7 protein-coding genes and 1 tRNA gene are annotated in these 12,285 nt (G+C 63.2%); all 8 read left to right on the forward strand.

Annotated features, from left to right (window positions below; genetic code table 11):
- Nucleotides 1–1,524, forward strand: a complete 1,524-nt coding sequence (dnaA, locus tag AADZ78_RS00005) for a chromosomal replication initiator protein DnaA (protein WP_085253042.1) — start codon at nt 1–3, stop codon at nt 1,522–1,524.
- A 522-nt stretch (nt 1,525–2,046) separates the two neighbouring features.
- Complete coding sequence (dnaN, locus tag AADZ78_RS00010) at nt 2,047–3,243, forward strand: DNA polymerase III subunit beta (RefSeq protein ID WP_085252983.1); 1,197 nt, start codon at nt 2,047–2,049, stop codon at nt 3,241–3,243.
- 1 nt (nt 3,244) lies between these two features.
- Nucleotides 3,245–4,402: a DNA replication/repair protein RecF gene (gene recF, locus AADZ78_RS00015; RefSeq protein WP_085252984.1), complete on the forward strand. Its 1,158-nt coding sequence runs from the start codon at nt 3,245–3,247 to the stop codon at nt 4,400–4,402.
- Nucleotides 4,399–4,959, forward strand: coding sequence for a DUF721 family protein (locus AADZ78_RS00020; RefSeq protein WP_085252985.1), 561 nt, complete (start codon nt 4,399–4,401; stop codon nt 4,957–4,959). The genes recF and AADZ78_RS00020 overlap by 4 nt, the downstream gene beginning before the upstream one ends.
- Nucleotides 4,960–5,203: 244 nt before the next feature.
- Entirely contained in the window at nt 5,204–7,237 is a 2,034-nt protein-coding gene (gyrB, locus tag AADZ78_RS00025) for a DNA topoisomerase (ATP-hydrolyzing) subunit B (protein ID WP_085253043.1), read from the forward strand.
- Nucleotides 7,238–7,249: 12 nt separating this feature from the next.
- Complete coding sequence (gyrA, locus tag AADZ78_RS00030) at nt 7,250–10,897, forward strand: intein-containing DNA gyrase subunit A (RefSeq protein WP_085252986.1); 3,648 nt, start codon at nt 7,250–7,252, stop codon at nt 10,895–10,897.
- Nucleotides 10,898–11,039: 142 nt separating this feature from the next.
- Nucleotides 11,040–11,897: a DUF3566 domain-containing protein gene (locus tag AADZ78_RS00035; protein ID WP_085252987.1), complete on the forward strand. Its 858-nt coding sequence runs from the start codon at nt 11,040–11,042 to the stop codon at nt 11,895–11,897.
- 281 nt (nt 11,898–12,178) lie between these two features.
- Nucleotides 12,179–12,252, forward strand: a tRNA-Ile gene (locus tag AADZ78_RS00040).
- Nucleotides 12,253–12,285: the final 33 nt, after the last annotated feature.

The following is a 12,285-nucleotide window of genomic DNA, read 5'->3' on the forward strand; positions in this document are numbered from 1 at the left end:
TTGACCGATGACCCCGGTTCCGCATTTGCCACAGTGTGGAGCGCCGTTGTCTCCGAACTCAACGGGGAGCCCAGCACCGGTACCACCCTCACCACCCCCCTGACCCCGCAGCAAAGAGCTTGGTTGAATCTTGTGCAACCGCTCACCATTGTCGAGGGATTTGCTCTGTTGTCGGTGCCGAGCAGCTTTGTGCAAAACGAGATCGAACGTCATCTGCGCACTCCGATCACCGACGCGCTGAGCCGACGACTCGGTCACCAAATACAACTTGGGGTCCGCATCGCTCCGCCCTCGACCGACGACAGCGCGCTCTCCCAAGACAGCTCTTTGTCGCAATCCGACGCCTTCACCGCTACCGATGACGTCGGCATCGACCTGTCGACAGACACCGACGAGTTTGACGACGGGGGTGACACCTTCGGCGGTCCTCACCAGAGTTGGCCCACCTATTTCACCGAACGCCCGCAGAGCGCCGACACCGCGGCTGCCGGCGGAACCAGCCTCAACCGCCGCTACACCTTCGACACGTTCGTCATCGGCGCATCCAACCGGTTCGCCCACGCGGCTACCCTGGCCATCGCCGAAGCACCGGCCCGCGCGTACAACCCGCTGTTCATCTGGGGCGAATCCGGCCTCGGTAAGACCCATCTGCTGCACGCGGCTGGTAATTACGCCCAGCGGTTGTTCCCGGGGATGCGGGTCAAGTACGTCTCCACCGAAGAGTTCACCAACGACTTCATCAACTCGTTGCGCGACGATCGCAAGGTCGCCTTTAAGCGCAGTTACCGCGACGTCGATGTGCTGCTCGTCGACGACATCCAGTTCATCGAGGGCAAGGAAGGTATTCAGGAAGAGTTCTTCCACACCTTCAACACGTTGCATAACGCCAACAAGCAAATCGTCATCTCCTCCGACCGACCACCAAAACAACTCGCCACCCTCGAAGACCGCCTCAGAACCCGGTTCGAGTGGGGCCTGATCACCGACGTCCAGCCGCCAGAGCTCGAGACCCGGATCGCCATCCTGCGCAAGAAAGCACAGATGGAACGCCTCGCCGTGCCCGACGATGTCCTCGAACTGATCGCCAGCAGCATCGAACGCAATATCCGCGAACTCGAGGGCGCCCTCATTCGGGTCACCGCCTTCGCGTCACTGAACAAGACGCCGATCGACAAGGCGTTGGCCGAAATCGTGCTGCGCGATCTGATCGCCGACGCCAGCACGATGCAAATCAGCTCGGCGACGATCATGGCGGCCACCGCCGAATACTTCGACACCACGGTCGAAGAGTTGCGTGGCCCCGGCAAAACCCGGGCACTGGCCCAGTCGCGACAGATCGCGATGTATCTATGCCGCGAACTCACCGATCTCTCGTTGCCCAAAATCGGACAGGCATTCGGTCGTGACCACACCACGGTCATGTACGCCCAACGCAAAATCCTGTCCGAGATGGCCGAGCGCCGCGAGGTCTTCGATCACGTCAAGGAGCTCACCACTCGCATCCGTCAGCGCTCTAAGCGCTAACCCCAGGCCATTTGCCGCACCTCTTTGCAAAACTTCTCTACCTCGCGTCACACCAGTTACATGCACGCTTTGTTGGTGACGCTGTGCACAAACCACACAAACTGCCGTGGACTCCCGCGGTTGCGGTGCATACCGTGATTCATCCCCAACGGCCCAACACCGACCACACAGTTGTCAAGCCAGTCATCCACAACCTGGCGCGCCACCTAGCAGCACTGAGATCTAGCTGTCCCCAAGATCCACACCCCTTATTACTGTTATTGAGATCTCTTCGTTGTATGTTCGTTGAAATACAGCATTGGGGACACGCGTCGCCCAGCGCCGCGAGATGGCCCCACACGCGGTGGTTGTCACCGCGAAGGATTAGCTTTCAAGTTGGCCCCAGAAGCTCTACGGTTGTTGTTCGACTACCGTTACGGTCGTCGTGGCGGACTACACGTCACCGGCGTTCGTCACCGGGAGTCCCCACGCTAGCGGGGGCTAGCCACTGGATTTGATCTCACTGGTAGGTGAAGGGACGCAATGGACGCGGCTACGACACGTGGTCTCACCGACTTGAAGTTTCGTTTGGTGCGAGAGTCTTTCGCCGACGCGGTGTCGTGGGTGGCCAAGAACTTGCCCGCCAGGCCCGCGGTCCCGGTGCTTTCGGGAGTGCTGCTCACCGGCTCAGAAGACGGCCTGACGATCTCCGGGTTCGACTACGAGGTTTCCGCCGAAGTGCAGGTGGCCGCCGAAATAGCTTCTCCTGGAAGTGTTTTGGTATCTGGCAAGTTGTTGTCGGACATCACCCGCGCGCTGCCCAACAAACCTGTTGATTTCTACGTCGACGGCAATCGCGTCGCCCTGACCTGCGGAAGCGCTAGGTTTTCGTTGCCGACAATGGCGGTTGAGGATTACCCGACGCTGCCCACGTTGCCGGAAGAGACCGGGACGTTACCGGCCGAGTTGTTCGCCGAAGCGATCAGCCAAGTCGCTATCGCCGCCGGCCGTGACGACACGTTGCCCATGCTGACCGGTATCCGGGTCGAGATCTCCGGTGAGACGGTGGTTTTGGCCGCAACCGACAGATTCCGGCTGGCCGTTCGCGAACTGACCTGGACCGCGTTGTCGCCCGACATTGAGGCCTCGGTGCTGGTGCCGGCCAAGACGCTGGCCGAGGCCGCCAAAGCCGGCCCCGAAGGTTCCGATGTGCGGCTGTCACTAGGCGCCGGACCGGGGGTCGGAAAAGACGGGCTGCTCGGCATTAGCGGGAACGGCAAGCGCAGCACCACTCGGCTCCTTGACGCGGAATTTCCGAAGTTTCGGCAGTTGTTGCCCGCCGAACACACGGCAGTGGCCACCATCGATGTGGACGAGTTGACCGAAGCAATCAAGTTGGTTGCGTTGGTGGCTGACCGCGGCGCGCAGGTGCGCATGGAATTCGCCGACGGCATGTTGCGGCTGTCGGCCGGCGCCGACGACGTGGGACGAGCCGAGGAAGATCTTGCGGTGGACTACGCCGGTGAGCCGCTGACGATCGCGTTCAACCCGACGTATCTGACGGACGGCCTGGGGTCGTTGCACTCCGAGCGGGTGTCGTTTGGTTTCACGACCCCGGGTAAGCCAGCGTTGCTGCGGCCGGCGTCGGCTGAGGATGCGGTGCCGACAGGTAACGGCCCGTTCCCCGCGGTGCCGACCGACTACGTGTACTTGCTGATGCCGGTTCGGCTACCGGGCTGAGGTGTACGTCCGGCATTTGAGATTGCGTGACTTCCGTTCCTGGGCGCACGCCGACCTCGAATTGCAGCTAGGGCGAACGGTGTTCGTCGGCCCAAATGGCTTTGGGAAGACCAATCTTGTTGAAGCACTGTGGTATTCGAGCACTTTAGGCTCACATCGAGTCGGAACTGATATGCCGCTGATTCGGGCGGGCGCGGACCGCGCGGTGATCTCAACTATCGTCGTCAACGAGGGTAGAGAGTGTGCGGTGGACCTGGAGATTGCCGCGGGGAGGGCCAATAAGGCCTGGCTGAACAGGTCACCGGTACGCAGCACCCGCGAGGTGGTCGGGGTGCTTCGCGCGGTGTTGTTTGCCCCAGAAGACCTTGCCCTGGTCCGTGGCGATCCGGCCGACCGGCGACGTTACCTCGATGACCTTGCGACGGTGCGCCGTCCGGCGATCGCCGCCGTGCGTGCCGATTACGACAAGGTGCTGCGGCAGCGCACCGCGCTATTGAAAGCCGCCTCCAGTGCGCGCTACCGCGGCGATCGGGAGGGGTTGGACACACTCGATGTGTGGGACAGTCGCCTGGCTGAGCACGGCGCTGAATTGATGGCCGCCCGTATCGATTTGGTGAATCAGTTGGCTCCGGAAGTGGAGAAGGCGTATCAACTTTTAGCACCGGAATCACGGTCGGCGTCGATTGGATACCGCGCCAGCATGGACGGGTTCGGTAGCGGAGAATCTGGCGGGGCCGATCGTGAGGCTTTGGAAGCCGGGCTGTTGGCCGCGCTGGCGGCGCGGCGTAGCGCCGAACTGGAACGCGGGGTGTGTTTGGTTGGTCCGCACCGTGACGATTTGGAGTTGCGCCTCGGTGATCAGCCTGCGAAAGGCTTTGCCAGCCATGGGGAGTCGTGGTCGCTGGCGGTGGCGCTACGGTTGGCGGCGTCTGAGTTGTTGCGCGCCGACGGTGCCGAGCCGGTGTTGTTGCTCGACGACGTGTTTGCTGAGCTGGACACGAAGCGCCGGCACGCGTTGGCCACGGTGGCCCAGTCGGCAGAGCAGGTGCTGGTGACCGCCGCGGTGCTAGAGGATGTCCCCGCGAGCTGGGACGCTAGGCACGTGTACATCGATCTACACGACAGCGACAGTGGGCGCATTTCGGAGGTGCGGCGGTGACGCGCGCCGGCGACCAAGCCGGCGAGGATCGCGGTGAGCCAACCGAGCTCCGGGGGATTGATTTGGTCAGGCGGACCCTGGAGGAAGCCCGGGCCGCCGCCCGCGCTCGGGGATTAGATGCCGGTCGCGGTAGGGCGGCACCGCCGCTACCGCGCCGCGTGGCCGGACAGCGGCGCAGCTGGTCGGGACCGGGGCCCGATGCTCGCGACCCTCAACCCTTAGGCAGGCTCACGCGCGAGTTGGCAAAGAAACGCGGCTGGTCCACACGTGTCGCCGAGGGAATGGTGCTTGGCCAGTGGGCGTCGGTGGTCGGCCAGCAGATTGCCGACCACGCCACTCCGACCGCGCTCAACGACGGGACGTTGAGCGTGACGGCGGAATCAACCGCGTGGGCCACGCAGTTGCGGATCATCCAAGCGCAGCTACTGGCCCGCATCGCCGGCGCGGTCGGCAACGGTGTGGTGACAGCGCTGAAAATCACCGGACCAGTGACACCGTCGTGGCGGAAAGGTCCGCGACACATCGCGGGCAGGGGGCCGCGCGACACGTACGGGTAATCGAGCCGACAGCCCCGACCGACCAAAGATCGCGCGGCGGCTCAGAGCCATCAGAACGACCCGGACCCGCATCTCCGACGTCGGGACGCGGCTGGAATAAAGATATCGAGCGCACGGCGCAATCAGATAGGTAGAAACGCGCCCAGAGAATCGGTGCCGCCCTCCGATCACGGTAGAGTGGTGTGGTGCGATCGCTGCGGTGACTGGACCGCTCGCATGCAACCCCAAGGAGAGCATTCCGAACGTGGCTGCCCAAAAGAAGAAGCCCCAATCCGGATACGGCGCGGAACAGATCACCGTTCTCGAAGGGCTGGAGGCCGTCCGCAAACGCCCGGGCATGTATATCGGGTCCACCGGTGAGCGTGGTTTACACCACCTCATCTGGGAGGTGGTCGACAACTCCGTAGACGAGGCGATGGCGGGTTTCGCCACCCAGGTCGATGTGCGACTACTCGATGACGGCAGTGTCGAAGTCGTCGACAACGGCCGCGGTATCCCGGTTGCCATGCATGCCACCGGCGCCCCGACGGTGGACGTGGTCATGACGCAACTCCACGCCGGCGGCAAGTTCGGTGGCGAAAACAGCGGCTACAACGTCAGTGGCGGTTTGCACGGTGTCGGGGTTTCGGTGGTCAACGCGTTGTCGACCCGGCTGGAGGTCGACATCAAGCGCGACGGACACGAGTGGTCGCAGTACTACGACCACGCCGTGCCGGGCACCCTCAAACAGGGTGAGGCCACGAAGAAGACCGGGACCACCATCAGGTTCTGGGCCGATCCCGACATTTTCGAAACCACCGAATACGACTTCGAAACGGTGGCCCGTCGACTGCAGGAAATGGCGTTCCTGAACAAGGGTTTGACGATCAACCTCACCGACGAGCGGGTCAGCAACGAGGAGATCGTCGACGACGTCGTCAGCGATACCGCCGAGGCGCCGAAGTCCGCTCAAGAGAAGGCGGCGGAATCGTCTGCGCCGCACAAAGTTAAGCACCGTACCTTCCACTACCCCGGCGGTTTGGTCGATTTCGTCAAGCACATCAACCGGACCAAGAGCCCGATCCAGCAGAGCATTATCGACTTCGACGGCAAAGGCGCCGGCCACGAGGTCGAAATTGCGATGCAATGGAACGCCGGTTATTCGGAATCGGTGCACACGTTTGCCAACACCATCAACACCCACGAAGGGGGCACCCACGAAGAGGGCTTCCGCAGTGCGTTGACATCTGTGGTGAACAAGTACGCCAAAGACAAGAAGCTGCTCAAGGACAAAGATCCCAACCTCACCGGCGACGACATCCGGGAGGGCCTGGCCGCAGTCATTTCGGTAAAGGTCAGCGAGCCGCAGTTTGAGGGGCAGACCAAGACAAAGCTCGGCAATACCGAGGTGAAGTCCTTCGTGCAGAAGGTGTGTAACGAACAGCTCACCCACTGGTTCGAGGCAAACCCTTCAGAAGCGAAAACGATTGTCAACAAGGCGGTGTCCTCGGCACAAGCTCGGATCGCGGCCCGCAAGGCGCGAGAGTTGGTGCGCCGCAAGAGCGCTACCGATTTGGGCGGTCTGCCCGGCAAGTTGGCCGACTGCCGTTCCACTGATCCACGCAAGTCCGAACTCTATGTGGTGGAAGGTGACTCGGCCGGCGGCTCGGCCAAGAGCGGCCGGGACTCGATGTTCCAGGCTATTCTTCCGTTGCGCGGCAAGATCATTAACGTCGAGAAGGCCCGGATCGACCGGGTGCTGAAGAACACCGAAGTCCAGGCGATCATTACCGCGCTGGGCACCGGTATTCACGACGAGTTCGATATCACCAAGCTGCGCTATCACAAGATCGTGCTGATGGCCGACGCCGACGTCGACGGCCAGCACATCTCCACGTTGTTGTTGACGTTGCTGTTCCGGTTCATGCGTCCGCTCATCGAAAACGGACACGTGTTTTTGGCGCAGCCACCGTTGTACAAGCTGAAGTGGCAGCGCAGCGATCCCGAGTTCGCCTACTCCGACCGCGAACGCGACGGCCTGCTGGACGCGGGGCTTAAGGCCGGCAAGAAGATCAACAAGGAAGACGGCATCCAGCGCTACAAAGGTCTGGGCGAAATGGACGCAAAGGAGTTGTGGGAAACCACAATGGACCCGTCGGTGCGAGTGCTGCGGCAAGTCACCCTGGACGACGCCGCGTCCGCGGACGAGTTGTTCTCGATCCTGATGGGCGAGGACGTCGACGCCCGCCGCAGTTTTATTACCCGCAACGCCAAAGACGTTCGCTTCCTAGACGTTTAACGCGAGGAATACATGACAGACACCACGCTACCCCCAGGTGACGATTCAGTCGACCGGATTGAGCCGGTTGACATTCAGCAGGAGATGCAGCGCAGCTACATCGACTACGCGATGAGCGTGATCGTGGGCCGCGCGTTGCCCGAAGTACGCGACGGGCTCAAGCCGGTACACCGGCGGGTGCTGTATGCGATGTACGATTCCGGGTTCCGCCCGGACCGCAGCCACGCCAAGTCGGCGCGGTCGGTCGCCGAGACGATGGGCAACTACCACCCGCACGGCGACGCGTCCATCTACGACACCTTGGTGCGCATGGCGCAGCCGTGGTCGCTGCGGTATCCGCTCGTGGACGGTCAGGGCAACTTCGGCTCTCCGGGCAACGACCCACCAGCCGCGATGAGGTATTGCTGTACCGGAGATGCGTTGGTGCGCTTGCCATTTGGGCGGTCGGTGCGGATCGGCGATGTCGTTCCAGATGCTCAGCCGAATTCGGACAATGTCGTCGACTTGAAGGTCCTCGGCCGGCACGGCAACCCCGTTGCGATTGACCGCTTGTTCCATTCTGGCGAGCACCAGACCTACACGGTGCGCACCGCCGAAGGCTACGAGGTCACCGGCACCGCGAACCACCCCTTGCTGTGCCTTGTCGACGTCGGCGGTGTGCCCACGCTGCTGTGGAAGCTGATCGAGGAGATCCGCGCTGACGACCATGTTGTCTTGCAGCGCACTCCGCCAACCGAATTCGGGCCCACTGACTGGCACATGACGATGCAGGCCCGGCTGTTGGGTGCGTTCATCAGCGGGGGTTTGGTCTCCGACACGCGAGCTGAGTTGAACAAAACCGACCGTCAAAGCCTGACCGCGCTCGGTGAATTGTGCGGGCAGCGGTCGGCGGACAAGTACGTTCCCGACTGGCTATGGCAGTCCCCCGCCGCTGTCAAGCGAGCGTTTTTACAGGCATTGTTCGAGGGTGACGGGTCGTGTTCTGCGTTGCCGCGCAATACGATTCAGATCTTGTACTCAACACGCAGCGAGCAGCTAGCTGGCGACGTTCAGCAGATGCTCCTCGAGTTCGGTGTGGTATCTCGGCGGTACCTGCACGCCACGGGTGAGCACAAGGTCGTCATCACCAACCGTGCGCAAGCCGAGATGTTTGCAACACAAGTCGGTTTCGGTAGTGCGAAGCAATCCAAGCTAGCCAAGATTCTCGGTGCGATGCCACCGTGTGCCGGTTGCGATGGAGATCACGTTCCTGGACTGTCTTCGTTCATCCGTAACCATGCCAGAGGTTCGTGGGCCGACCGCGATTGGCTCAACCGCAACAACATCGATCGCATCCAGCGCTGGCGCACCCGCGGCGCGGAAATTCTGTCGCACATTGCTGATCCCGACGTGCGTGCCATCGCCACCGACCTCACCGATGGCCGGTTCTACTACGCGCGGGTCGCCTCGGTGACCGAAGCCGGTGTCCAACCGGTCTACAGCCTGCGTGTCGACACCGATGACCATGCCTTCCTGACCAACGGCTTCGTTAGCCACAACACCGAAGCACGGCTGACCCCGCTCGCGATGGAGATGTTGCGTGAAATCGACGAGGAGACAGTCGATTTCATCCCGAATTACGACGGACGGGTGCAGGAACCGACGGTGCTTCCCAGCCGGTTTCCCAACCTGCTGGCCAACGGTTCGGGCGGCATCGCGGTCGGCATGGCCACCAACATCCCGCCGCACAATCTGCGCGAGCTCGCCGACGCGGTGTTCTGGGCGCTGGACAATTACGAGGCCGACGAAGAGGCCACGCTGGCCGCGGTCATGGAACGCGTCAAAGGCCCCGACTTCCCCACTTCCGGACTGATCGTGGGAACCCAGGGCATCTCCGATGCCTACAAGACCGGCCGCGGTTCCATCCGGATGCGCGGAGTCGTTGAGGTAGAAGAAGATTCGCGTGGGCGAACCTCGCTGGTCATCACCGAGTTGCCGTATCAGGTCAACCACGACAACTTCATCACCTCGATCGCCGAGCAGGTCCGCGACGGCAAGCTGGCCGGCATCTCCAACATCGAGGATCAATCCAGCGACCGGGTGGGCTTGCGCATCGTCATCGAACTCAAGCGGGACGCCGTGGCCAAGGTCGTCCTGAACAATCTCTACAAGCACACGCAGCTGCAGACCAGCTTCGGCGCCAACATGCTGTCGATCGTCGACGGGGTGCCACGCACGTTGCGGCTGGACCAGCTGATTCGCTACTACGTGGAACATCAGCTCGACGTCATCGTGCGCCGCACCACCTACCGGCTGCGCAAGGCCAACGAGCGGGCCCACATTCTGCGCGGGCTGGTCAAAGCGCTCGACGCGCTGGACGAAGTCATCGCGTTGATCCGCGCGTCGGAGACCGTCGACATCGCCCGTGCCGGCCTGATCGAGCTGCTCGACATCGACGAGATCCAGGCGCAAGCCATCCTGGACATGCAGCTGCGCCGATTGGCGGCACTGGAACGCCAGCGCATCATCGACGACCTGGCCAAGATCGAGGCCGAGATCGCCGACCTGGAAGACATCCTGGCCAAGCCGGAGCGGCAACGAAAAATCGTGCGCGACGAACTCGGCGAGATCGTCGACAAGCACGGCGACGACCGTCGCACCCGGATCATCGCGGCCGACGGCGACGTGAGTGACGAAGATCTGATCGCGCGCGAGGACGTCGTCGTCACTATCACCGAGACCGGATACGCAAAACGCACCAAGACCGATCTGTACCGCAGCCAAAAGCGCGGCGGAAAAGGTGTGCAGGGTGCCGGGCTCAAGCAGGACGACATCGTGCGGCACTTCTTCGTGTCCTCAACCCACGACTGGATCCTGTTCTTCACCACCCAGGGTCGGGTGTATCGGGCCAAGGCCTATGAGCTGCCGGAGGCGTCTCGAACGGCGCGCGGTCAGCACGTCGCCAACCTGCTGGCGTTTCAACCCGAGGAGCGCATCGCCCAGGTCATCCAGATCCGCGGTTATGAGGACGCGCCGTACCTGGTGCTGGCCACGCGGAACGGCCTCGTCAAGAAGTCCAAGCTGACCGACTTCGACTCCAACCGTTCGGGCGGGATCGTTGCGATCAACTTGCGTGACAACGACGAGTTGGTCGGGGCGGTGCTGTGTTCGGCCGACGACGATCTGCTGCTGGTTTCGGCCAACGGGCAGTCCATCAGGTTCTCGGCGACCGACGAGGCGCTGCGTCCGATGGGCCGCGCCACCTCCGGTGTGCAGGGCATGCGGTTCAACGCCGACGACCGACTGCTGTCGTTGAACGTGGTGCGCGAAGGCACCTACCTGCTGGTCGCAACGTCGGGAGGCTATGCCAAACGCACCGGGATCGAGGAGTACCCGGTGCAGGGCCGCGGCGGCAAGGGCGTGCTGACCGTGATGTACGACCGTCGCCGCGGCAGGCTGGTCGGGGCGTTGATTGTCGACGACGACAGTGAGCTGTACGCGATCACCTCGGGAGGCGGCGTCATCCGCACGGCGGCGCGCCAGGTCCGCAAGGCGGGACGGCAGACCAAGGGCGTTCGGCTTATGAACTTGGGTGAGGGCGACACACTCTTGGCGATCGCCCGTAACGCCGAGGAAAGCGCCGACGACGTCGACAACGAGGGCGAGCCCGATACCCAATAGGCGACAATTTCCGACGGTGGACCGGCCGCGGGAAAGCCCGGGCAATTAGACTCAGCCCGACGACGATGCGAACCGCATCGCGGCCCCAGGCGGAGCCGGGCAATTAGGCTCAGCGGCCTGGGTACATATGTTAGGAGTCGGGGTGACTTCACCGAACGAGCCGGACACCTCCAATTGGTGCGACAACTCGAATGGGGATGGTTCGGTCGAGCGCGCCGGTGCTCACCGGGCGGCGACCGGACCTGGCCGCCTACCGGATGCCGGAGACTCACCGCCATGGCAGCGCGGTGCGACTAGACCGCCCCAACCGGCGCATCGCCCGGCCGCCGATCCGCCTACCGACGTGCGGGCGCCCTCCAGCGTTGATGCGCGGCTTAACCGCTTCATCACCGGCACCTCGGCACCGTCGGCAGGCCCACCCGTGAAGCCGGCACCGCCAGAGCCGGATGCTTCACCGCCGCGGGGCGAGGTCCCGCCCGCAGAGGCCTATGCCAGCGAATTGCCCGACCTGTCCGGGCCAATTCCGCGGGCCACGCTACGCAAGCCGGAGATGTCGTCGGGCCCCGCTCGTCCGGGGAGCCCCGACGCCCGAGAGGCCCGCGAATCCCGGGTCCAGGTGTCGTCCCGACGAGCCCGCGGTCCGGTGCGCGCCAGCATGCAGATCCGGCGGATCGACCCGTGGAGCACGTTGAAGGTGTCGCTGTTGCTGTCGGTGGCGCTGTTCTTTGTGTGGATGATCGCTGTTGCGTTCCTCTATCTGGTGCTTGGCGGCATGGGTGTCTGGGCGAAACTGAACAGCAATGTCGGCGACCTGCTGAACAACACCAGCGGCAGCAGCGGAGAACTTGTCTCCAGCGGAACGATCTTCGGTGGCGCTGTCCTGATCGGCCTGGTCAACATCGTCCTGATGACCGCGATGGCCACGATCGCGGCGTTCGTCTACAACCTGACGACCGATCTGATCGGCGGTATCGAAGTGACGTTGGCAGACCGGGACTAGGTTGGATGCGTGGCGACCCGCTGCGCCCGGCTGCGCCGCGCTCGCGATCGCCACTAGGGTTTGGGTGGCGGGCGGCTGCGCCCGGCTGCGCCGCGCTTGCGATCGCCACTAGGTTGGATGCGTGGCGACCCGCCGCGCCCGGCTGCGCCGCGCTCGCGATCGCCACTAGGGTTTGGGTGGCGGGCGGCTGCGCCCGGCTGCGCCGCGCTCGCGATCGCCACTATGGTTTGGGTGGCGGGCGGCGATTGCGGTAGTCTCGTCGCTCGGCCGTACGCGAGTACGGGCCTATAGCTCAGGCGGTTAGAGCGCTTCGCTGATAACGAAGAGGTCGGAGGTTCGAGTCCTCCTAGGCCCACGACCATGTACCCGTTGAGACGTTGCGTGAAGC

It is taken from the genome of Mycobacterium riyadhense (assembly GCF_963853645.1).
Classification (GTDB): domain Bacteria; phylum Actinomycetota; class Actinomycetes; order Mycobacteriales; family Mycobacteriaceae; genus Mycobacterium; species Mycobacterium riyadhense.

What these genes read in the sequence shown, in the direction of transcription:
- dnaN (WP_085252983.1), top strand. Translation starts at nt 2,047, where the DNA reads ATGGACGCGGCTACGACACGTGGTCTCACCGACTTGAAGTTTCGTTTG.
- gyrA (WP_085252986.1), top strand. Translation starts at nt 7,250, where the DNA reads ATGACAGACACCACGCTACCCCCAGGTGACGATTCAGTCGACCGGATT.